Genomic DNA, 21,152 nt, shown 5'->3' on the forward strand with positions numbered 1-21,152 from the left:
GTCAAGAGCCTCCAACCCGAATAATTTGATCAAAGATCATTTGGGTGTAGGCGTGAATGGTAGAATACATAAAAGATGCCGTAAGCACTAAAACGGCCATTGTCGCGACGAACTTTGGAACGAAGGACAAAGTCGCTTCGCTGACTTGGGTCATGGCTTGGAAGAGCGACACAATAAGCCCAGCCAAAAGAGACGCCAAGAGGGAGGGAGCTCCCAACTTGACGGCGACCATCAGAGTTTGGCGAAGGATTTCTTGAACATCGACTGTGCCGTTCATGAAAAATGTATCCTAAACGGACATTCTCATAACTTCTTGGTATGCACTGACAAAACGATCTCGTAACGTTGTAACGGTTTGTAAGGTCAGTTTTGCTTCTTCAACAGAGGCTGCGACGTCAGACATATTACCTTTGCCAGAAAGTGCCTTAGCTGTTTGAACTTCAGCTGCTTTCCCTGTGTCAACAGCGCCTTGGAGAGCATTGTTCAGTACAGCGCTAAAGCTCGTGACGGCATTGTTAGTCGCGCCATTTGTGGTGCTGTCTTGGTCCGATCCCAGAGCATTGGATGATGTTGATTGGGTCAGTTTTTGCGCGTTGCTATAAGCCGTGCTGGCATCGATATTTTGAGCAGAAGCGAGAGATGTTCCGCTGATCGACATGGCCCAAAATCCTCTCAAGGTATGTCATGTGTGATGTATTAGAGAAGCTAGCGTGACAAGCCCTAGAGGGCATGATGTCCAGAAAGGCTTATCCCATGTTAGCGCTGTTTTTCATAGTACAAAAGAACAAGTAAGCGTAGATTTCCACATTATTACTAAAAAACTCTTGGAGTACATGTAGCGATAGGGTATCTCGAGAGGGATCGAACGTCCGGTGTTCGGCTCTCATTAGCAAAGAGGATTGTCATGTCAGAAGCTTCTGCTGCTTCTCAGCTCGCATCTGTGATGCGCTCAGCCACATCGCATCAAGCCCGCTCTGTGCGTGAGGCTGTCCAGCCAGAGCGTATGGCTGATTCCCTTAAGCTTTCGGCAACAGGCGGTGGGAACGCGAAATCAACGTCACCTTTTGATGCAACGGGGCAGATCTCCCCTTCTGCGAAGAGTGATGATAAAGGGGCTTCATCTAACTCGATTCTTAACCTTCTGGCCTGATCCGTCTGCACGATGCTTTATTGTAGGGGGTGCCTGAGCTCATAGGGGGTGCCTCCTGTAAGAGGACGGGCGTGCTTTGCTGCCGAACCAGACTTGGAGAAAACCGTTTAATGCTGCTCACTCGTCACGAGGTTTTGACAGGCCCTATGGGCCACGCGCGCGGGTGGAGTAGGTATGGAGATACCCTTTCTTTTAAAAGGGTTCTTCTTTTGTCCTGTGTGGTTGGGCTTGTATGGGGTGGAGATAGCCATGCTACGGCTCCACACCATCACCAGACGCACGGTCATAAAGGGCATCATCATCGCGCAGCTACGGCCGCGGCTCCTCCCTCTCAGAGTGGCGCGGCATCGTCAGGAGGGCAGGAGGGCCAGACCTCCCCCGATGGTGGGGACGTGTTGCTGAAGGGCGTTCCAGCAGGGTGGCGGGCGCATGTGATTGGCGCGGGTGTTTCTCAAAAGAAAACTGACGATAATCCGGAATCTAAGAGCGCTTCTGGTGCTAAAGATGGTCATTCAAAAGCAGCATTATCGCCTATTTTTACGAAAGAAGAAGCAGCACAAAATGGGGTAAAGCCGGGGGATGCTCTGGAGCATTCAACCACCCCCCGAAAAGTTCCTTCTTATCCTGCTTCAGTCAATCGCGTTTTGATACCGATCCCGACAGAAATGGGAATTGCGGCCTACCAAAGCGGTCGGAATTTTGTTCTGGTTATTGATGGTGAAGAGCCGCTAGATACATCATCACTGCGTGGCGATGGTATTTTCTCCAATCTTAGCGTGCAAACATTACCTAAAACGACGGTGATCGCTGTGCCACTGCCTGACACGCGCCAGTTGTTTTTATCGCAGCAAAGTAATGGCTGGGTGTTAGGAGACGTACCTCCGCCCGGTGGTGGATATGACACGCGTCAGGTTATTACTCCGCAAGAAACGCCGGCCGGGCTTTTGTTCCCCATGAAGCGCCCTGGGCGTGTGTTGTCTTTGAAAGATCCGACATCTGGAGAAACTCTCGTTGTGGGGACGTCAGCCTTTGATAACGGTGGCATTTTGTCATTGCGGAAAGGGAATGGGTACGATGTGTGGCCGTCTCTTGAAGGGGTTGTTATTGCAGATCACGCTCCACCAAAAGTTGAGCTTAAGCGCACACCGGTGGGGGACTTAATGACCATCAGCGGTGGGAAACCGCCTGATTTGGATCAAGCTGTTTACGCTAGTGATGTCGATTTGAAATGGTTGGGGCTGAAGCATCTTTCTTACCAACAAGCGAATGCGCGCTATCGCCAAGCGTTGATTGATGCCGCAGATGCTGAGCCCAAAGATCGCTTTGCGAAACGGTTAGAGGCGGCTAAGGCGGCGTTTAATATTGGCTCTTTCCCAGAGGCGCGTTCAATTGCAAATGTTGCTTTGGAGGATGACCCTGAGGAGGCATTCCGTCCTGATGTGCGTTTTTTCCTAGGGGCGACAGAGTTGCTTAATGGTAATCCGCAGGGGGCACAGCTTCTAGATGATGAGTGGCCTGAAAGCCAGCAGCGGGCAATCCAGGTTTGGAAAGGCCTTTATTACGCGGCTAAAGGTGGACATGACCAAGAGGCAGCGCATTATTTAGCGACGGACTTTCCAAGGCTTTTGAATTACCCAGAGACGTTGCGAGATGTCGTGCTACCTCTCGCGACGGAGCATATTGCGCGCTATGGCACGCAGGAAGATATGCGCGCTCTCGACGACATGCCGAAAGGAGCGCCGTACCGTCTTGCGCGTGCTTTCCGTGATATTCGTAGTGGGCGATCGAAAATCGGTGAGGAACTCTTAAAGGGGCTGGAAAGTGATCGTGACGCGACGATTGCTGAAAAAGCAATGGAAGAGAGAATTGCTCTTCAGTTAAGAGAAGGGCGTTTGAGTCCTATGGAAGCAGCGCGTCAGTTTTCGTCTCTTCTACCAGACGCGCGTTTGTCTGGTCGTGATGGGTGGGTACGCATTTTGCAGGCGGATGCGTATATGCGGGTCAAGCGCTGGAATGATGCGTTGACGGCGATGGATCAAGCCAAAAAAGCGCCCATGCGGGAGGAGCCCGAGCTGGCTCCAATGCTTCAGCAAGCTTTAAAAGGCGTGGCGCAGGAAAGTCAGCAGGGGGGCGCATCGAAGGCGGGGGGATCACTCTTGCATGGTGCGGCCATGGTGCGCGCTCATCTTCCTGACCTGCCACCGGGGCCTGAAAAGGCTGATGTACTGACGTCTTATGGGAGAATGCTTAACTCTCTTGGGTTATATGATGAAGCATCGCAGGCTTTCTCGTCGGCTGTACCTATGTTTGAAGACCCTACTCAGAAGGCAATGGCTGGAGAGGCCTTAGCAGATTCGTATTTAAAACGCGGAATGCTGCCCGATGCATCGCGTGCGTTGGCCGCGACGGGAAGTACAGCCTTGCCGAAAAGTGAGATCGCTAAACGAAATCGTCTCGTTGCGCGTATTGCTTTGTCTTCAGGGAAGCCAGAGGTTGCTTTTTATCTTCTGAATGGTGATAATAGCGCCGCAGCTTCAGATATGAAGGCTAAGATCTATGAGGGTCAGGAAAATTGGGCCGCAGCCATCATAGAAGTGCGCAAGATGGCGGAAAGCTTAATTCCCGATCAGGGGCCTCTTAGTATGGATCAGCAGCTTCTCGCACTGCGTTTGGCATCCGATGCTTCGCGTGCTGGTGATGCTGAAACATTGCGCTGGGTTGTTCATAAAGTTGGTGATCGGTCTTTTGACGGTGATACGGGGCGGATGTTTAAGCTGCTCGTTTCGCCATGATAAAGCGTCATGTCCATGTCGTCTCTTCCGTAGCAGAGCAAAATTGATGGCAGATATAACAGGCTTTTCCCCGCATGCTGTGGGTGGTGTTGACCTTCTGAACCTTGCTGAAAGGCGGATGGAGTGGTTGCAAAACCGCGAGACCGTTTTGGCAGGGAATGTGGCGAATGCGAACACGCCTAAATATAGTCCTAAAGATGTGTCACCGTTCCAAGGTGTGCTCAATTCTGCTCAAGCAGTCACATTGATGCGCACGCAACCGGGCCATATGACAGGGCCGGGAGGTGGAACATACGCACATAATACGGGGCATGTATCCTCTATTGATGGCAATCGTGTCGTGCTTGAGGACGAGCTTGCTAAAATTGCGGATACGAATGATCAGCATCGTTTCGCGACGACTGTTTATGGACGCTATATGGGGATGTATAGCATGGCCCTTGGTGGCGGTTCAGGCTCATCGTCATAGAGGCAGGAGTAAGAGAGATGGACTTTTCTGATACGATAGGTGTCTCGGCTGCGGGAATGCGTGTGCAGTCTGACCGTCTGAGGGTTGCGGCTGAGAACTTGGCGAATGCGGAGACAACTGGTTCTTCCCCAGGGGCAGACCCTTATCGCCGTAAAACGATCACGTTTCGCGATGAGCTTGATCATGCCAGCGGTGCATCCTCGGTAAAAGTGCGAGAAATTGGGCGTGATCAGTCTGATTTTCAGCTTAAATATGATCCTTCTCATCCTGCTGCGAACGAGAAGGGATATGTTAAAATGCCCAATGTGGATCCGTTAATGGAAATTATGGATTCACATGATGCCCAGCATTCTTATGAGGCGAACCTTAATACCATGCAGATTACGCGTTCAATGCTGACGCGGACGGTCAATTTGATGAAGGGTTGATCATCATACTATTTGTGTCATGGGGAGTAAAACGCTATCGCTCGGCGGAGTGTGCCATTTATGTAAGGACTTTTGAGCGTCCGATTTGGGGAATAGTTTAAAGCGTGAGCATCGCGAGTTTTTCTTTGAGTAAAATTATGAACATTTCATCAGTTTTGATGACGGTTTTGCTCGCGTTGAATTTGCACTCGTTGGCGGCTCGGCTGAGTGATCACTCCACGGTAGCGTCTACCTCTGCTTTGATTGCACAGAACACACCATCTGTGAGTCAAGGGCAGGCCCATATCGTTGAGGTGTCTCGGGAAACGCGAGCCGAGATTAATAAGATGCTTGGTTGGAAAGCGGTTAAGGACTTTTCTGATGACGAAGTTTCTAAAAAAGCTGCAGAGAAAGACGACGCTGAACAAAATAATATGTCCCATGTGATGGGAGAAGAGACGACGCCGAGTGATCCGCGCGTTTTGTCTGCGGAAAAAGAGCTGACGACTGACTTGGCAGAACATCAGGCACAAGACAGTGCGAAGACAAAACAGGAGGATCAGCAAAAAAAAGCCTTAGAAAAAGAGCGTGCTGATTTGGATCAGCAAATTCAAGCATTGACCCATAGTGCATCAGAGCTTTCAGCGCATGAAGAGTCGAAGCGAAAAGCGGCTGAGTTTGAAATGGATCGTCTTGCACGGGTTTATGAACAGATGCCACCGCGTGATGCCGCTGCTGTTTTTGATATTTTAGATATGCGTGTGATGGTGCCTGTTGCACAGCGAATGGTTCCGCGTAAAGTTTCAGCTATTATCGGAGGCATGTCTCCCGATAGAGCAAATATTTTATCGCAGTATTTGGCAGGCATGCGGAAATTAGCGCCTGAGCCTCCTCATTAAATAGGACTGTTTATCTCTTGTTTTTAAATAGGAGCAAAAGAAGAAAAACTAGTATTCTATAAATAATATCTATTGAATATTTTTTATGTGATTTGGGAATGGCTAAGATGCTGTCTTGAAGGGCCTTTTTCTCGTTATATTCCTTGGCCTTAGCATATTTATTGATTATCCTTATATTTAGTATCTATCAGCTCAGCTAGACGTTTCAGCGGGCGTGGTCTGCGGACGATATTCGATGAAGGGATTACAGCATTACGATGTTTAAATGGTTATATTTAAATGCGCCTTTCCGTGTGCAAATTAGAGCAGCCATGCTGATGGTTGAAGTCTATTTAGCCATTCAAATCATTATTGAGGCAGCAGGCTTTTTCCTTCATGAATCTATTGTTCACATGTTTATTTTAAACATGGGGGCATTAATGTTCGGTGAAGTGCTTATTTTCCTCGTATGGGTTGGTTTGACAAGGGTCATGACCCGGCCGATGGAAGAGCTTACGGCTATGGGCGAAGGGCTCAGTAAGGGCGAAACACCAGACGTTACCCCTTATCTTAACCGCACCAATTGTGTTGGACGCATTGGTAAGGTGTTGACTTCGTTTGCTGTCAGTTTGGAAGAGCAAAAAGCAGCGGAGAAAGCGCATGCGGAAGCAACAGAGCATGCTCTACAGTCCAGCAAAGTTATTGAGGAACGTGAAGCGAATACGCAAGCTGTTATTAAAGAGCTGAACGGTGCACTTCAGAAAGTTGCGCAGGGTGATCTTTCTGTCCGCATTAACAGCGCGCTCTTTAATGGTGAGTTTGTGCCATTGCGTGAGGCTTTCAATCACTCCATAGCAGGTTTAGGGTCTGCGCTTGCTGTGGTGGCGGAAAGCTCCAATATGATTGCTAATGGGGCGAGTGAAATTTCCACAGCGTCTGATGATTTAGCGAAGCGTACAGAACGCCAGGCTGCAAGCCTTGGCCAGGTGGCGGCGTCTATTAAGTCTATCACGTCTGGGTTTAATGAGACCGCTGTGAATTGCTCAGAGGCCAGTGGCGATACAAAAAATACGTTAGAGAAAGTTAAAACAGCGACGGAGGGGATGGGGCAGACAACGGCAGCCATGAACTCCATTAAAACATCCTCTGATGATATTGTGCAGATTACACGCTCCGTGAGCGATATTGCCTTTAAGACCAATGTATTGGCACTGAATGCAAGTGTTGAAGCAGCGCGTGCTGGGGAAGCTGGCCGTGGCTTTGCTGTTGTCGCGAAGGAAGTTCAGTCTTTGGCAGAGCAGTCAGCTAAAGCTGCTGAGATGATTCGTAGCGTTTTGGAAGTGGCGACGACCCATGTCCAAAGTGGTGTGGATTATGTGGCGAAAACCAGTGCATTGCTTCATGATGTTGAGGTGGGAACAGAGGCGCTTGCAGAGCGCGTGGAACGTGTTTCCTCAGCAACGGATGACCAAGCGCGTAGCCTCAGCGAGGTGTCGGACTCCGTTGGTGTTATGGATGGTATGACCCAACAGAATGCTGCAATGGTGGAAGAGTCCACCGCGGCAAGTCATAACTTGACGACACAAACAGTGAAGCTTCGCCAAACGCTTTCAACTTTTAATATTGGCTCTGAGCAGCCACGTCAGCTTCAACGCTCTTATGCGCCAGAGCCGCAGGGTGATTTCCGAAAGAACGGAACATTTCTTGATCATGTCTCTTCTCGTTCTTCTCATGATTCCGTTCAGCAAGATGGTCGTTTTCTCCCAACAAAATCCTCTGATGAAGATGGATGGGATAACTTCTAATGGCTGAGGGAACGGAGACCCCCTCCAAAGCGATTAAGCTTCCTGCGCGGTTGGACACCAATATGGCCCCTGACGTGAGGAGCCTTTTGCTTGGTGCATCTAGCGACGGCGAGGCAGAGCTGAGGCTTGATGCGTCGGAGGTGGAGTATATTGGTGGGTTATGCTTGCAGCTTATTTTATCCAGTCATGCGCGTATCACGTCATGTTCTGAGAAGGCTTCTGAAGCTTTAGCCCTTTTTGGTGTGCGTTCTCAGCTTGTTGAGGGCTCTAATTCAGAGGAGGTCTAACCCTTATGTCAGAGAAAAAAACGGTACGTGTTCTGACGGTTGACGATTCCAAAACGATGCTGGGCGTGTTGCGTAAAGCGTTGGTTGATGCTGGTTATGATGTTTTACAAGGCGGTGATGGGATTGAAGGGCTGGAAGTTTTGGAAACAGCCGATCCATCACCCGATGTCATTATTAGTGATATTAATATGCCGCGTATGGATGGGTTCCAGTTTATTGAAGCCGTCCGTGCGACAGAGCGCTTCCGTCATCTTCCAATCATTTGCCTGACGACTGAAACAGATCAAGAGAAAAAGACGAAGGCGCGTTCTTTAGGGGCGACAGGATGGATCACAAAACCCTTTAATGCGGAGAAGCTCGTTTGGGCTATTCGCCGGGTCACGGCATAGGGGGTAACGGGCGATATGAGCGACGAGATGGACGATATCCTCAAAATCTTTTTTGAGGAATGTGACGAGCTCCTGCCCGAGCTTGAGCGCGGGCTGGGTGAGCTTTCTGATGACGATGCCAGTAAGGAAACGATTAATGCGATTTTCCGGGTTGCGCATTCGATCAAAGGAGGGGCCGCGTCATTTGGTCTGGAGCGTTTAGTCCGTTTTGCGCATACGTATGAAAGCGCCCTTGATTGCTTGCGTTCCGAAACGGTGGCGCCGAATGACGAGATTGTTCGTATCTTCTTTTCAGCGATGGACGTTTTAAGCGACCTTGTCGCTGAAGCGAAAGGTACGGGTGATACCGTCGATGATGAGCGTATTGACGACAATATTAAAAAGCTGAAGTCCATTATTGAGATGGGCAATGGGCCGGAAGAGCCTGCTTCGTCGGAAAGCTCTCCTGTGCCGGAGAACTTCGAGCCCGTTGCGTTTGATTTTGGCGGATTTGATTTCGATGAGCCAGAGGAGAATGCTGAGGGCGGTGACTTCTCCGTTCAATTTACACCGCATAGTGACCTCTATGTGCGAGGGGATGATGCGCGTAATCTGTTGCTTGGGCTAAAAGAGCTCGTTCCAGAAGAGCACCAGGATGGCTTCCATGTCGTGTGCGATCAGGAAAAATTACCTGCATCATTGAGTGAGCTTCCCGCCGAAGAAGCGCTTTTATCGTGGACAGTCACGGTTCCGCAGGCTGGTGGGCAGGTGACTGAAGAGCAGATTCGTGAAGTTTTCGATTGGGTTGATGATGTGTGCGACCTAACGATCACGATGGCAGGAGGGAATGGCCCCGATGGAGGGGGAGAGGGCTCTCTTCCACCGTTGGAGGAAGAGCCTGCGTCTGAGGAAGAAGCGCCGCAGGCCCAACCTCAGAAGGAGACGGTTGCTCCAACGCCTGCGCCAAAGGTGGCGCCTAAGGAAGAGAAAAAACCCGCAAAGCATGTAAAAAAGGCTGAACAAAGCCCCTCTATCCGTGTCGATCTTAATCGAATTTCGATGCTGATGGATATGGTGGGTGAGATGGTTATCGGCCAAGCATCCTTAGAATCTGTTTTGGAAAAAAGCGGTGCGTTAGACAATCAGGAGCTTTTAAAAAGCCTCTCCGTGATGCGTTCACTGACGCGCGATATTCAAGATGCTGTGATGGCCGTGCGGGCGCAGCCTGTTCGTAGTGTGTTTCAACGCATGCATAGGGTTGTGCGTGAGGCCAGCAACTTGGCGAAAAAAGATATTGCGCTGGTCTTGGAAGGGGAAGAGACGGAGATCGATCGTACCTTGATCGAAAATTTGACCGACCCTCTTACCCATATGCTGCGCAATGCAGTGGATCATGGCGTTGAAAGCCCTGAAAAACGGCGAGAAGCGGGGAAATCTGAGCAAGGCACGATCTGGCTATCTGCGTATCATCGCTCTGGGCGTATTCTCATTGATATTAAAGATGATGGCGGCGGCATTAATCGGGAGCGGGTTTTTCAGATTGCGGTGCAAAAAGGCATCGTGGCTCCTGATGCTCAATTGACTGAAGATGAAGTGAATGAGCTGATTTTTGCACCGGGTTTTTCGACGGCGGAGAAAGTGTCAGACCTTTCAGGTCGTGGTGTCGGGATGGATGTGGTTAAGCAGGCTATTCAAAATCTTGGAGGGCATGTTTCCATCAAAAGTACACCAGGGCAAGGAACGCTCTTTAGCCTAAGCCTTCCGCTGACTTTAGCTGTGCTGGATGGGATGCTGATTGAATGCCGGGGCTCGACCATGGTGGTGCCTGTGACGTCGGTTGTGGAATTGATGACCGTGAAGGCGCCGCAGGAGATTCATATTATCCCAGATGGCACCCGTGTGATTTTGGTGAGGGGGCGTTGTATTCCTCTGATCTACCTTGCTGATGCGTTGACATTGCCGTGGGTTGAGCCGGGTGACAAGCCAGCGGCTAAACGTACCGAGCAAGAGGATCAGCTCATTGTTTTGATTGTAGAAAATGAAGCGGGGGCGCGTGCTGCTTTGGTTGTGGATGGCATTCGTGACCAAGCACAGGTAGTGATTAAAAGTATTGAGAAGAATTATCGTCGGATTGAAGGGATCTCGGCAGCAACCATTTTGGGTGATGGAAGCGTTTCGCTGATTTTAGACGTATCGACGTTGATTGCCGCAACGACAAAGCGTGTTGACACACGAGCGATGGAGCAGCTGGTCAGAAACGCTGCATAATAGTGCGTGAAGGCAATAAGGAAGGATAAATTCGTGGACGAAAAGCAGCCAGTTCAGCCCGATACAGATGGCACCGCAGGGAATAAAGAACAGATGATCATCTTTGTAATAGGTGATCAGGAATATTGCATTCCTATTTTGAGTATTAAAGAGATCAGAGAATATGAGAAACCTACATATTTGCCACATTGCTTGCCCTATGTAGAGGGAGCCATCAATATCCGTGGGAACATTGTGACCGTGGTGAATTTGGCAAAATATCTTGATGTGCCTGCCCAAACGGATAATGAGCGCCGGGTCGTGATCGTTATTGAGTCGGACGAACAGACAACATGCGGCCTCCTCGTCGATGGTGTCGTGGGGATTACCGATATTCTCCTGAGTGATGTCCAGCCGATTTCCGTAGAAGGTGGCGCGGCGGAGCTGAGTGGCTTGGTGACTGTTGGTGAGCGTGTCATTCGTATTTTGCAGCTTGATGCGGTCATTTCTCAGCTTTTAGGACAGGAAGCAGCCGGGACGGCAACGGCCCCGACAGCCCTGACGTGAGGGAAGTCTGATGTCGTTTCCAGATGCAGCGGGTGATTTTTCTTATTCGGAGCATGACTTCCAGCGTGTGCAAACCATTGCTTTGCGAGAAGCAGGTATTAGCTTGCCTGTTTCCAAGCGGAGCCTTGTGTTCTCTCGCGTGTCGCGCCGTATTCGAGCAACAGGGAAGGAGTCTTTTGGCGCCTACCTTGATTATGTAAGCTCGTCTGATGGTATGGAAGAAATGCAGGAGCTTATCTGCGTTTTAACAACGAATGTGACGCAGTTCTTTCGTGAGAAAAGCCACTTTGAACATCTGGAAGACCATGTCGCTCCGCACATGAGTCGAACGCTTCGTTCCGGCGGGCGTTGTCGTATGTGGTCGGCAGCATGCTCTACGGGGCAAGAGGCGTGGAGCATGGCGATGTCGGTTGTCGATAAGATATCTGATGCACCGTGGTTGGATATGAAGATCCTTGCTACAGATATTAACCATTCGGTGGTTAATTTTGGCCAAGCTGGTCAGTATCTTGCTGAAGAAGTGCAAACAGTGCCAGACCATATGCGGCGTAAATTTATGGAGCCAAATGGTGTTGGTGGTTTTCGCATGGCGGGAGAAATTAGGCGTTTGCCGGTTTTTAAGCCGTTAAACCTAAATCGTGTATGGCCTTTTCATGGATCATTTGACGTGATTTTCTGTCGGAATGTTGTCATTTATTTTGACGATGAAACACGCAATGCACTCTGGAAAAGGCTTGCAGGCCGGCTCGTCCCAGGAGGCTTTCTGTATGTTGGTCATTCTGAACGTGTTGAGAACATGCGCGACTGTGGTCTTGAGGCCGTCGCTCCCACGATTTACATCAAAAGGGCTTAAGTGATGCAGAAGCGTGTTAGGGTACTCATTGTTGATGATTCAAAAACAGCGCGAGAACTTATTAAGCGCTCTTTGCTGAAATATCCCGATCTAGACGTCATCGGTGAGGCTGCTAATCCTATTGAGGCGCGTGATATCATCGTGCAGGATCAGCCCGATGTGATTACTTTGGATGTGGAAATGCCGGGTATGAACGGGTTGCAGTTTCTTGAGAAGATTATGCGCCTGCGTCCTATCCCTGTTGTGATGGTCTCTAGTCTGACGGCTCAGGGGGCTAATGTGGCGATTAAGGCGCTGCAAATGGGCGCTTTTGAGTGTTTTCCGAAAAAAACGTCTGGAGGTGCGGGAGAGGCGTTTGCTGGATTGGGACGTATTTTGCTGGAGGCGGCTTCTTCTCACCCGGGGCATCGCGGTGGGGATGTAAAAACACGCAAATCTGCTGGTGACACGCCCCATGCTCATGTCACGGGTGTTTGGAAAACGCTCTTTGATGTCGTTGCTATTGGCTCTTCTACCGGTGGCGTGGAGGCCGTGGAGGAAGTGCTAAAAGGCTTCCCTGCAGGGAGTCCCCCTGTGGTTATTTGCCAGCATATGCCAGCTCTTTTTACGGCGAGTTTTGCGTCACGGCTGGACAGTCTCATCCCTCATTTATCCATTGCAGAAGTGCATGATCGGGAAGTATTGGCGCCAGGGATGGTGCGGATTGCTCCAGGTGGTGAGCGCCATGTGACGGTAGAAGGGGGGCCGCAGTCTGTGACGACGCGTCTTGTAGCGGCTCCTCCTGTGGGAGGACATTGTCCTGCTGTTGATGTGTTGTTCTCTTCAGTAGCCCGTCATGTGGGAAGAAATGCCTTGGGGATTATCCTGACAGGGATGGGTAGAGATGGCGCCCAAGGCCTTCTAGAGATGAGGGAGCATGGAGCACAGACTATCGCACAAGACCGTGCGTCTTCTGTGGTTTATGGTATGCCGCGTGTCGCAACAGAAATTGGGGCGGCGGGGCGTACTGTTCCATTAAAAGAGATCGCGAGGGTGGCTATGCATCTTTAAAAAATCATTCCGTGCAATGTGCTCTCGGTTGTTTTAACACGCTGTGACACATGCTTGCCTCAACTTTTATGTATCATTACCGTCTAGAAAGCAGAAAGGTGACATTATGCCATCCGCTTCACAAATTCGCGCTCTTATTGTGGATGACCAACAATCTATTCGCCAAGTTCTTGCAAGCCATATGGCATCGCTTGGTTTCCAAGGCGTTGCGCAGCGTAAAGATGGGAAAGAAGCCCTAGAATATTTAGAGGCTAACCCAACGCATCTTATTATTTCTGATTTCAATATGCCGGAGATGGACGGGCTGGCACTTTTAAAGGCTGTGCGTGCGAACCCTAAAACAAAGAAATCGGCGTTCATTATTCTAACAGGTGAAGCCAATGCCGGGCTGGTTCAGGACGCCGTGGCTGCAGGGGTGAATAATTTCCTCGCGAAGCCTTATACGGTCGCCAAGCTTAAAGAAGCTCTAGAGAAGGTGTTTGGGCCTATTCGGTGATTGCTGGGCTTAATATTGTCACGATTGTCCAAGGGGATGTCGTTGTTTCAGATGATCCAGCGGTCGTCTTTGGCACACTTCTTGGCTCCTGTGTTTCGGTGTGTTTGTACGATATCTATGCGGCTGTCGGGGGGATGAACCATTTTCTCATCCCAGGTGGGGCATATGGTCATAGTCACAACGAGTCTGCGTATCTTTATGGGGCAAACGCGATGGATTGCCTTATTGAAAAAGTGCTGCAGGCAGGGGGGCGACGCGGTAATTTAGTGTGTAAAGCGTTTGGTGGGGCGGCTCTCCATTCTAAATTCGGTGATATTGGGCAGGAGAATGTACGCTTTCTTTTGAGCTATCTTCAGAAGAAGAATATTGAGTGCGTCTCCTATAGTTTTGGCGGACAACATGCGCGGCGTATTCGCTTTTGGCCGACGACAGGGAAAGTGTTGCAAGCCACAGCACCCGTTCGGCAATTGCCGCAAGGGTTGGAATATTGAGGGGACGAGAAATGCCAAAGACCACAGTGCATAGTTCGACATTGCTCGCACGTTTGGCTGATATTGCTCATGATGCGCGTATTCACCTTCAGGAAAGCCAGCGCGTTGTCTCGGAAACGGTTCAGACAGGGACTGTCACGAGTAAGCAGTTAGAGCGACTTCAAACTTTGGATGCAGCCACACAAGAGGTTGAAGCGGTTGAAACGGTTCTAGAGGCTGTCTCTGCACAGCTTGCTGCAGGGAATGATCCGGTTTGGTTACTGAAAGGCCTCATCAAGGATGTGAGGCTGAGTCACGTTGTGGATCATTTAAAGGGAGTGATGGCAACAGAACTCACTGATAAAGGGGACGATGTAACGTTCTTCTAACCATGAGAGAGAAGCCTTTTACGTTGTAAAAGGGTAGAGGCAAAGATGATGGGACGTCTAAACGTGGGACGCGTGTTTTTACTATGTTTAGCGGTCAGCATGGTCTCTCAGGCCCATGCGCAAGACCGGCGGCAGGTTGTAGAACCTCATTATCCTCAGCATATTTGTGCGACGGTAACGCCGGCTGACCAAGCGAAGCTGCAATCTGTCATTGACCATTGCCCCGCTGGGCAGGCGGTTCATTTTGAGCAAGGGCGCTATGTGAGCGACCCTTTAACCGTCTCGACAGGGATCTTTCTATGGTTAGATCGTGGGGCTGTCCTTAACGCGACGACAAATCCATTGGCGTATGATCGTGGCACTGGAATGTGCGGCATGTTGGATCATGACGGAAAAAGCTGCCGGCCTTTTTTGACGTTTGACCACACAGACGGGGGCGGCCTTGTCGGGGAAGGTCGCATTGATGGCCAAGGCGGTCAGCTTATTGATGGGCAGCCTGTTTCGTGGTGGCAGATAGCGCGTCAGGCGCAACAGGTTGGGTCAAAGCAGAATAACCCACGTCTTATTGTGCTTGATCATGCACGTAACATCACCTTCTACCATATTACGTTACAAAATGCGGCCAATTTCCATGTTATGGCGGATCACGTGCGTGGAGCAACCTTTTGGGGGGTCGTAATTGATGCTCCAGCTGACGCACGGAATACAGATGGGATTGATCCCGCCTCAGCAGAGGATGTGACGATTGCGCATAGCTTCATCCGCACTGGAGACGATAATGTGGCTATCAAAGCTGGGGCGAATGGTGGAGGCAGCCATTATATCTCTTTGACGGATAACCATTTTTATTGGGGACATGGCCTGTCGATTGGCAGCGAAACAGCGGGCGGTGTGCAGCATATTTTAGTGAAGAATATGGTGTTAGACGGCACAACTTCGGGGTTGCGGATAAAGAGCGATACAACCCGAGGAGGTGAGGTACAGAATGTGACGTACGAAAATATATGTCTCCGTTCTAATCGTTGGCCGATCTTTTTTGATACGCATTATGAGGGGCGAGATGGGGGAAATTTGATTCCCGTTTATCGGAATATCGCTTTAGATCATCTCAGAGGTTCTGGTGGAGAGGCCGTGTTTAATGGCTATGACGCAAAGCATATTATGAGCGTTTTTTTAAGAGATGCTGTCGTGACTGGTGTTTCTTTAAAGCAAAATTACGCAACGCTCATCCCGGTTGTTTCAGCGAGTGGGGAGCAGACAAAGATTTTTGACTGTACGAGTGCATGGCTCCCTTTCCCTCAATAATCATTTAAAATTGTCCTAATGGTGTGGGGGAGGGTTGCTGTATTGTTTCGAATAAACAATAGTTGTTTTTTCTCGATCCGCCGCTGTGAGGGTACCACCATGCGTCTAAAACGATGGATTCTTCTTGCTGGGGTTGCATCAATGGGAGCTCTTTCCTTTGGTGCAGCTCACGCTGCTTCTGCCAATCCCTTTTTCCAGCCTAGCTCCTATCCCTATCAGGCGCCTGCTTTTGATCGGATTAAGGAAAGCGATTATCAGCCAGCCTTTGAACGTGGAATGGTGGAACATCTGCGAGAAGTCAACGCGATCGCGAAGGACAAAGCGGCGCCGAGCTTTGAGAACACGATTGTTGCTCTTGAAAAGTCAGGGCGGTTGTTAGACCGCGTGACGGAAACATTCTTTGGGGTATATCAGGCCAACAGCACTCCTGCGTTGGATCGTGTGCAGAGCCGGGAAGCACCACGTCTTGCCCAGCATCAAGATGAGATTAACCTCAATGCGCGTCTTTTTGCGCGTATTAAGACGCTGTATGACCAGCGCGCCACGCTTGGGCTGAATGCGGAGCAATCTCAGCTTTTAGAGGTTTATTACCAGCAATTCGTGCATGCGGGGGCTTTGCTACCTCCTGCGAAGAAGACACGGTTACGGGCGATCAATAAACGTGAGGCCGAGCTTGAATCCGCCTATCAGCAGCGCCTCGTAGCGGCGGCGCGTGATGGTGCGCTTGTGGTGGATCAGAAAGAGGCACTCGCTGGGCTGGATGATGCGGCGCTCATGAACGCTCAAAAGGCAGCTTCAGACCGCCATCACCCCGGGAAGTTTTTACTGAGTTTACAAAACACGGTGCAGCAGCCCGAGCTTGAGGCTCTACAGTCCCGCACGACGCGGCAGGCTTTGTTTGAGGCGAGCTGGACGCGGGCTGAACGAGGGGACGCCCATGATACACGGGCAATTATTGCGGAGCTAGCGCAGTTGAGAGCGGAGAAGGCGGCTTTATTTGGCTATCCGAACTATGCGGCTTATGTGCTGTATGACCAAATGGCCAAAACACCCGAGGCGGCAACGGGGTTTATGCAGCAGCTTGTTCCGGCTTTAGCAAAAGCTCAAAAACGTGAAGCCTCGCTTTTACAGAAGGCGATGGAGCACGATAAGCAAACCGGCACGCTCCAGCCATGGGATTGGCCGTATTATGCTGCACAGGTTAAACGTGAGAAATTTGCATTTAATCAAGATGAGCTAAAGCCCTATTTTGAGCTTAATCATGTCCTCACAGATGGTGTTTTCTATGCAGCGGAACAGCTCTATGGGCTGCATTTTAAGCAACGTCATGACATCCCAACCTATCATCCCGATGTGATGGTTTATGAGGTATTTGACCACGATAATAGCCCGCTGGGCTTGATGTATTTTGATTATTTTAAGCGGGACACGAAGTCAGGTGGTGCGTGGATGTCCAATTTCGTTGGGCAATCTCATCTGCTTGGCACGAAGCCTGTGATTTATAATGTAGCAAATTTTGCCAAAGCGTCTGCAGGCCAGCCTCAGCTGATTACCTCAGATGATGTGGTGACAATGTTCCATGAATTTGGGCATGCATTGCATGGGCTTTTTGCTAACCAGACCTATCCGACGCTATCAGGCACTAATGTTGCGCGTGATTTTGTCGAATTCCCGTCCCAGTTTAATGAGAATTGGGCTTTTGACCCAAAAGTGCTCGCTCATTATGCGCGGCATTATCAAACGGGCCAGCCGATCCCAGAGGCTTTAGTGGCGAAGATGAAGAAAGCGGCACATTTCGACCAGTCTTATGCGCTGGGCGAGATTGTCACCGCAGCAACGCTTGATCTGCGTTGGCATGGGTTGTCTGCAACCGCACCACGCCAGAAGGTGGACATGTTTGAAGCGCAGGAGCTTGGATCGATGGGGTTGGATGTGGCCCAGATACCGCCACGGTACCGATCCAGCACGTTCCTTCATATTTGGTCTAATGGGTATGCGGCGGGCTATTATGCGTATCTCTGGACAGAAATGCTTGATCAGGATGCTTTTGCGTGGTTCAGCGCACATGGTGGACTCACGCGGGCTAATGGGCAGCGTTTTCGTGACCTGATTCTCTCGCAAGGTCATACGCAGGATTACGGTTCAATGTTCCGGGCCTTTTATGGTCAAAACCCTGATATTGAGCCCATGTTGCGCCACCGTGGGCTCGTGGAAGACATGACACCTTAACGGAATAGGTTGACGGGAGCTACCAGAGGCGTGACAGTGGAGCTCCCGTAACAGGGAAAAGAAGGAATATGTGTATGTCTAATTCTCTCACCGTAATTGCAGAGTTTGAAACGACGGCTGAGACGTTCCAGTCATTTTTAGACGTTTGCCATTCTGATGCAGAACGTTCCGTTACCGATGAGCCGGGTTGCTTGGATTTTGTGATTTTGACACCGCACGATGAGCCCAATGTCATTGTATTGTACGAGATCTATAAGGATAAGGTAGCATTTGAGGAGCATGAAAAAGCCCCTCATTTTGCAGAATTCTCAGATGCCTTAAAACGCTTGAATATCGTTACACGCCGTGTGCGGCTACATGAGCGTCAAAATGACGTAAAAGCCTCAACATTCGGGGACGTTGACTGCTAGCCCGCCAAGCGAGGTCTCTTTATAGCGGTGGTTCATGTCCCGGCCTGTTTCTGCCATCGTGCGGATGACATGATCAAGCGATACATAATGCGTACCGTTTCCGTGCATCGCGAGTGAGGTTGCGTTGACCGCTTTTACGGCACCAAAGGCGTTCCGCTCAATGCAAGGGATTTGTACAAGTCCCGCGATTGGGTCGCATGTCATTCCCAAATGATGTTCCATGGCGATTTCAGCGGCATTCTCAATATGGACGGCTTCTCCGCCTAGTGCGGCGGTGAGCCCGCCTGCGGCCATAGAAGAGGCGACGCCGACCTCTCCCTGACAGCCAACCTCAGCACCAGAAATGGACGCATTAAGCTTAAAAAGACCGCCGATAGCGGCGGCGGTGAGAAGAAACGTTCGGCGTGTATCGCGAGAGTTTTCTGGACAGAAATCGTGAAGGTAGCGCAGCACAGCGGGGATAACGCCTGCGGCGCCATTTGTGGGGGCGGTAACAACCCGCCCTCCCGCAGCGTTTTCTTCATTCACCGCCATAGCAAAGAGGCTAATCCAGCTCATAACGCGATGGGGTGAAGGCTGGTTGTTGCCGCGGTCTTTCTCAAGCTTGTGATAAAGCTCGGCAGCCCGTCTCTTAACATTAAGACGGCCGGGAAGAGGGGCTGTATGATGAAGTCCATCTTCAACACAACTCATCATGACATGATCAATATGGTCTAAATAAGTTTCTACCTCCTGTCGTGAACGAAGAGCACATTCATTGGCCATGACAATCTCAGCAATGGTCATGTTGTTCTCACGGACATGATGGAGAAGCTCTTGGCTGCTCTGGAACTCAAACGGCCCATCAGGAAGGGTGTAGGATGTTGTTTGAGCAGTTTCTTCAGGGGTAATAAACCCGCCTCCGACGGAGCAATAACGTTGTTTGAAAAGACTATTATTGTTGCTGTCGAGTGCCTCAAATTGCAGTGTATTGGGGTGAACGGGAGGTGTGACAGAGGTATCAAGAATGAGGTCTGTCTCAAGGTTAAAGGCGATCGAGTGATGGGGAAGGGTTAATTGATTCTTTTTCGTAACAGTTTTGATGATCTGCTGAGCGGCATGCGGATCTACTGTCTCAGGTGTTTCGCCTGTTAAGCCAAGCAATACAGCGCGGCTGGTGCCGTGTCCATCGGCTGTGAGAGCGAGAGAGCCGTAGAGTGTGATGACAAGGCGAGAAACAGGGGAGTTTGGTGGAAGTTCTTCAGCAAAACGATGAGCGGCCCTCATCGGGCCGACTGTGTGGGAAGAGGAAGGGCCAATACCAATCTTAAAGAGATCGAATAGGCTAATCATGAGAAGCAGCTCTCCGTCGGTGCGATGGTCTCCTCACTTTATGGGACGATAGAGCCCATTTTATAAGGGGGTAAAATTTATTTTTATACCGTATTGATTTGTCATCATGTTGTCACATAAGCTGGCTGTCCCGCATAGTATGAAGAGTACACATTATTGTGAGAGTAATTGCAAGAGAGCTCGTATAACTCCATATCTAAGAATACAAAATTAGGTGAGGGGTATGATGTTATGACAATGGTATTCCCGCGGATTAATGCGCTTGTATCAGGGACTATGGCGGCGATGTTGGTCTCGAGCCCTGCTTTGGCGAGAGAAATGCCAGCAAAGCCTGTAGGGCATGTGAGCTTTGAGACCCATTCAGCTGATGTGGGGGTTGGTTATACATGGGGAGAGGGGAAGCTCACTTATGGCCATCACACATATCGTTTTAAGATCAAAGGTGGGAATGCGGTTTCGCTTGGCTACTCATCGTTAAAAGCCGAAGGGGAGGTGTATAACCTCAAACATCTTCGTGATTTTGATGGTGCCTATGGAGCGGTGACAGCGGAAGCGACTATGTCGAAGGGAGTTGGCGCCTCTCTTCTGAAAAACAGTAATGGTGTTCGTCTGAAGTTAAAGTCTAAGGCGACGGGTGCACGTTTGGCCGCTGGGCTGCAAGGTGTGAGCTTCGAGATTGAGAATTGAGCAGGCACGCTTATTTGATGTGCAACGTGGGTTTGTGGGGGAGTGATCCTGGCATCGTCCACAAGCCTTCGGAGCAGAGGAAATGGTTGGTCTTGCCGTGTTGAGTAAGTTTTTTTGGATAAAGAAAAGCTGAAAAGCGATTCCGATCTGATGGAGTTCTCCCCTGCTTGTGTGAGCCTACTTAACGAGTGTGCAGCATATAAGTGGGGTTTGTTATGGTAGAGAGCTTCAGTCTGTCTGCTTATCCTCAAATAATCTATGTGGATATTGAAAGTGAGTTCACCTTAGGAAAAGGATGATAAGATGCCCTTTAAGGCCCAGCCCAGCATCTTATTATGGCCTCATGTTTATTAAGCTTACAATTGGAGAGACCCTACTCAACCGTGTTCTGTCATAAAGAACTTACGAGGAAGTGGTTGTGGTATTGTCGCACATAGATCTAATCTGGCCATAACTAACGGTCAGAAGAGTTATTAGCTCAATGCTTTTCTGACAGTGTTTAATGCGTTTGGTGATATAGAGCGCTCCGTCTAGGTCACGCTGACAAAAGGTCTATACAATTTTCTGAAAGTCTGATGTGTTTTCTTCATGAAAAGATAACAGGCATAGTACAGAACGATTTGACGGATCTGGAATGGGCGATTATTGGCTCACTTTTGCCTTCTGAACACGGGCGCTGGGCTGTACAGGGTGTGTTGGATGCCCTGCTGCAAACTCTGGTAGAGCTGGAACTGACTGATGACTGGCAAGACAGGGTCGATAGCACTGTGGTTCGTGTCCACTCATAGATCACTAGGAGCTGTTGACAAAAAATATTTTTGTATATGATGCACTCCTTCTCGTTGGGAAGGAGAGAGTGTATGCGCGGTGATTTAACAGACGCAGAATGGGCGATTATTGGTGAGCTTTTGCCGCCTGAGCGCGGTCGCTGGTCACGTCCAGCACACGATAATCGGCTTTT

General features: G+C 49.9%; 23 protein-coding genes. 20 read left to right on the plus strand and 3 right to left on the minus strand.

What is annotated here, in order from left to right; genetic code table 11:
- Nucleotide 1: 1 nt before the first annotated feature.
- Both F457_RS0109700 and F457_RS0109705 read right to left on the minus strand, forming a co-directional pair.
- The gene (locus tag F457_RS0109700; RefSeq protein WP_018980949.1) at nt 2-277 is read right to left on the minus strand and encodes a flagellar biosynthetic protein FliQ; all 276 of its coding nucleotides are present in this window, start codon (nt 275-277) and stop codon (nt 2-4) included.
- Between the two features lie 12 nt (nt 278-289).
- On the minus strand, nt 290-658 hold the full coding sequence (locus F457_RS0109705; protein WP_018980950.1) for a flagellar hook-basal body complex protein FliE: 369 nt from the start codon (nt 656-658) through the stop codon (nt 290-292).
- A gap of 246 nt (nt 659-904) precedes the next feature.
- Between F457_RS0109705 and F457_RS0109710 the strand changes: the two genes are divergently transcribed.
- The 18 genes from F457_RS0109710 to F457_RS0109795 all read left to right on the plus strand — a co-directional run bounded on the left by F457_RS0109710 (nt 905) and on the right by F457_RS0109795 (nt 18,172).
- Entirely contained in the window at nt 905-1,150 is a 246-nt protein-coding gene (locus F457_RS0109710) for a hypothetical protein (protein ID WP_018980951.1), read from the plus strand.
- Between the two features lie 209 nt (nt 1,151-1,359).
- Entirely contained in the window at nt 1,360-3,942 is a 2,583-nt protein-coding gene (locus F457_RS12820) for a tetratricopeptide repeat protein (RefSeq protein ID WP_156809424.1), read from the plus strand.
- Nucleotides 3,943-3,988: 46 nt separating this feature from the next.
- The gene (locus tag F457_RS0109720) at nt 3,989-4,411 is read left to right on the plus strand and encodes a flagellar basal body rod protein FlgB (RefSeq protein WP_018980953.1); all 423 of its coding nucleotides are present in this window, start codon (nt 3,989-3,991) and stop codon (nt 4,409-4,411) included.
- Between the two features lie 17 nt (nt 4,412-4,428).
- Nucleotides 4,429-4,839, plus strand: coding sequence for a flagellar basal body rod protein FlgC (gene flgC, locus F457_RS0109725; protein ID WP_018980954.1), 411 nt, complete (start codon nt 4,429-4,431; stop codon nt 4,837-4,839).
- Between the two features lie 137 nt (nt 4,840-4,976).
- Nucleotides 4,977-5,717, plus strand: coding sequence for a MotE family protein (locus F457_RS0109730; RefSeq protein WP_040921056.1), 741 nt, complete (start codon nt 4,977-4,979; stop codon nt 5,715-5,717).
- A 257-nt stretch (nt 5,718-5,974) separates the two neighbouring features.
- Entirely contained in the window at nt 5,975-7,501 is a 1,527-nt protein-coding gene (locus F457_RS0109735; RefSeq protein ID WP_018980956.1) for a methyl-accepting chemotaxis protein, read from the plus strand.
- The gene (locus tag F457_RS0109740; protein ID WP_018980957.1) at nt 7,501-7,788 is read left to right on the plus strand and encodes an STAS domain-containing protein; all 288 of its coding nucleotides are present in this window, start codon (nt 7,501-7,503) and stop codon (nt 7,786-7,788) included. The genes F457_RS0109735 and F457_RS0109740 overlap by 1 nt, the downstream gene beginning before the upstream one ends.
- A 5-nt stretch (nt 7,789-7,793) precedes the next feature.
- Nucleotides 7,794-8,177, plus strand: a complete 384-nt coding sequence (locus tag F457_RS0109745; RefSeq protein WP_018980958.1) for a response regulator — start codon at nt 7,794-7,796, stop codon at nt 8,175-8,177.
- 15 nt (nt 8,178-8,192) lie between these two features.
- Nucleotides 8,193-10,424 carry a chemotaxis protein CheA gene (locus F457_RS0109750; RefSeq protein WP_018980959.1) on the plus strand — a complete coding sequence of 744 codons (2,232 nt, stop codon included), beginning with the start codon at nt 8,193-8,195 and terminating at the stop codon, nt 10,422-10,424.
- 33 nt (nt 10,425-10,457) lie between these two features.
- The gene (locus tag F457_RS0109755) at nt 10,458-10,970 is read left to right on the plus strand and encodes a chemotaxis protein CheW (protein WP_018980960.1); all 513 of its coding nucleotides are present in this window, start codon (nt 10,458-10,460) and stop codon (nt 10,968-10,970) included.
- A gap of 10 nt (nt 10,971-10,980) precedes the next feature.
- Nucleotides 10,981-11,823 carry a CheR family methyltransferase gene (locus tag F457_RS0109760; RefSeq protein WP_018980961.1) on the plus strand — a complete coding sequence of 281 codons (843 nt, stop codon included), beginning with the start codon at nt 10,981-10,983 and terminating at the stop codon, nt 11,821-11,823.
- Nucleotides 11,824-11,826: 3 nt separating this feature from the next.
- Complete coding sequence (locus tag F457_RS0109765) at nt 11,827-12,873, plus strand: protein-glutamate methylesterase/protein-glutamine glutaminase (RefSeq protein WP_018980962.1); 1,047 nt, start codon at nt 11,827-11,829, stop codon at nt 12,871-12,873.
- A 106-nt stretch (nt 12,874-12,979) separates the two neighbouring features.
- Entirely contained in the window at nt 12,980-13,369 is a 390-nt protein-coding gene (locus F457_RS0109770; protein WP_018980963.1) for a response regulator, read from the plus strand.
- Nucleotides 13,366-13,860, plus strand: a complete 495-nt coding sequence (locus F457_RS0109775) for a chemotaxis protein CheD (RefSeq protein WP_018980964.1) — start codon at nt 13,366-13,368, stop codon at nt 13,858-13,860. The genes F457_RS0109770 and F457_RS0109775 overlap by 4 nt, the downstream gene beginning before the upstream one ends.
- 11 nt (nt 13,861-13,871) lie before the next feature.
- The gene (locus tag F457_RS0109780) at nt 13,872-14,228 is read left to right on the plus strand and encodes a hypothetical protein (protein ID WP_018980965.1); all 357 of its coding nucleotides are present in this window, start codon (nt 13,872-13,874) and stop codon (nt 14,226-14,228) included.
- A 45-nt stretch (nt 14,229-14,273) separates the two neighbouring features.
- On the plus strand, nt 14,274-15,533 hold the full coding sequence (locus F457_RS12825) for a glycoside hydrolase family 28 protein (RefSeq protein WP_018980966.1): 1,260 nt from the start codon (nt 14,274-14,276) through the stop codon (nt 15,531-15,533).
- A gap of 99 nt (nt 15,534-15,632) precedes the next feature.
- Complete coding sequence (locus tag F457_RS0109790) at nt 15,633-17,762, plus strand: M3 family metallopeptidase (protein WP_018980967.1); 2,130 nt, start codon at nt 15,633-15,635, stop codon at nt 17,760-17,762.
- A gap of 74 nt (nt 17,763-17,836) precedes the next feature.
- A complete protein-coding gene (locus F457_RS0109795; RefSeq protein ID WP_018980968.1) occupies nt 17,837-18,172 on the plus strand; it encodes a putative quinol monooxygenase in 336 nt (111 codons plus the stop codon).
- Here F457_RS0109795 and F457_RS0109800 read toward each other — a convergent pair.
- Entirely contained in the window at nt 18,146-19,504 is a 1,359-nt protein-coding gene (locus F457_RS0109800; protein ID WP_018980969.1) for an L-serine ammonia-lyase, read from the minus strand. The two genes, F457_RS0109795 and F457_RS0109800, sit on opposite strands and share 27 nt — an antisense overlap.
- A gap of 231 nt (nt 19,505-19,735) precedes the next feature.
- On the opposite strand from F457_RS0109800, the gene F457_RS0109805 reads away from it, so the two are divergent.
- Nucleotides 19,736-20,191, plus strand: a complete 456-nt coding sequence (locus F457_RS0109805; RefSeq protein WP_018980970.1) for a hypothetical protein — start codon at nt 19,736-19,738, stop codon at nt 20,189-20,191.
- A 620-nt stretch (nt 20,192-20,811) separates the two neighbouring features.
- On the plus strand, nt 20,812-20,979 hold the full coding sequence (locus F457_RS0109810; RefSeq protein WP_169584123.1) for a hypothetical protein: 168 nt from the start codon (nt 20,812-20,814) through the stop codon (nt 20,977-20,979).
- The last annotated feature ends 173 nt before the right edge of the window (nt 20,980-21,152 follow it).

Origin of the sequence: Saccharibacter floricola DSM 15669 (genome assembly GCF_000378165.1) — a bacterium.
GTDB lineage: Bacteria > Pseudomonadota > Alphaproteobacteria > Acetobacterales > Acetobacteraceae > Saccharibacter > Saccharibacter floricola.

Bases quoted from the DNA above. Each gene is read 5' to 3' on its own strand.
- F457_RS0109795 (WP_018980968.1), top strand. From the start codon at position 17,837: ATGTCTAATTCTCTCACCGTAATTGCAGAGTTTGAAACGACGGCTGAG.
- F457_RS12825 (WP_018980966.1), top strand. From the start codon at position 14,274: ATGATGGGACGTCTAAACGTGGGACGCGTGTTTTTACTATGTTTAGCG.
- F457_RS0109710 (WP_018980951.1), top strand. From the start codon at position 905: ATGTCAGAAGCTTCTGCTGCTTCTCAGCTCGCATCTGTGATGCGCTCA.
- F457_RS0109720 (WP_018980953.1), top strand. From the start codon at position 3,989: ATGGCAGATATAACAGGCTTTTCCCCGCATGCTGTGGGTGGTGTTGAC.
- F457_RS0109780 (WP_018980965.1), top strand. From the start codon at position 13,872: ATGCCAAAGACCACAGTGCATAGTTCGACATTGCTCGCACGTTTGGCT.
- F457_RS0109805 (WP_018980970.1), top strand. From the start codon at position 19,736: ATGACAATGGTATTCCCGCGGATTAATGCGCTTGTATCAGGGACTATG.
- F457_RS0109800 (WP_018980969.1), bottom strand. From the start codon at position 19,504: ATGATTAGCCTATTCGATCTCTTTAAGATTGGTATTGGCCCTTCCTCT.
- flgC (WP_018980954.1), top strand. From the start codon at position 4,429: ATGGACTTTTCTGATACGATAGGTGTCTCGGCTGCGGGAATGCGTGTG.
- F457_RS0109730 (WP_040921056.1), top strand. From the start codon at position 4,977: ATGAACATTTCATCAGTTTTGATGACGGTTTTGCTCGCGTTGAATTTG.
- F457_RS0109760 (WP_018980961.1), top strand. From the start codon at position 10,981: ATGTCGTTTCCAGATGCAGCGGGTGATTTTTCTTATTCGGAGCATGAC.
- F457_RS0109745 (WP_018980958.1), top strand. From the start codon at position 7,794: ATGTCAGAGAAAAAAACGGTACGTGTTCTGACGGTTGACGATTCCAAA.
- F457_RS0109740 (WP_018980957.1), top strand. From the start codon at position 7,501: ATGGCTGAGGGAACGGAGACCCCCTCCAAAGCGATTAAGCTTCCTGCG.
- F457_RS0109700 (WP_018980949.1), bottom strand. From the start codon at position 277: ATGAACGGCACAGTCGATGTTCAAGAAATCCTTCGCCAAACTCTGATG.
- F457_RS0109735 (WP_018980956.1), top strand. From the start codon at position 5,975: ATGTTTAAATGGTTATATTTAAATGCGCCTTTCCGTGTGCAAATTAGA.
- F457_RS0109765 (WP_018980962.1), top strand. From the start codon at position 11,827: ATGCAGAAGCGTGTTAGGGTACTCATTGTTGATGATTCAAAAACAGCG.
- F457_RS0109770 (WP_018980963.1), top strand. From the start codon at position 12,980: ATGCCATCCGCTTCACAAATTCGCGCTCTTATTGTGGATGACCAACAA.
- F457_RS0109790 (WP_018980967.1), top strand. From the start codon at position 15,633: ATGCGTCTAAAACGATGGATTCTTCTTGCTGGGGTTGCATCAATGGGA.
- F457_RS0109705 (WP_018980950.1), bottom strand. From the start codon at position 658: ATGTCGATCAGCGGAACATCTCTCGCTTCTGCTCAAAATATCGATGCC.
- F457_RS0109750 (WP_018980959.1), top strand. From the start codon at position 8,193: ATGAGCGACGAGATGGACGATATCCTCAAAATCTTTTTTGAGGAATGT.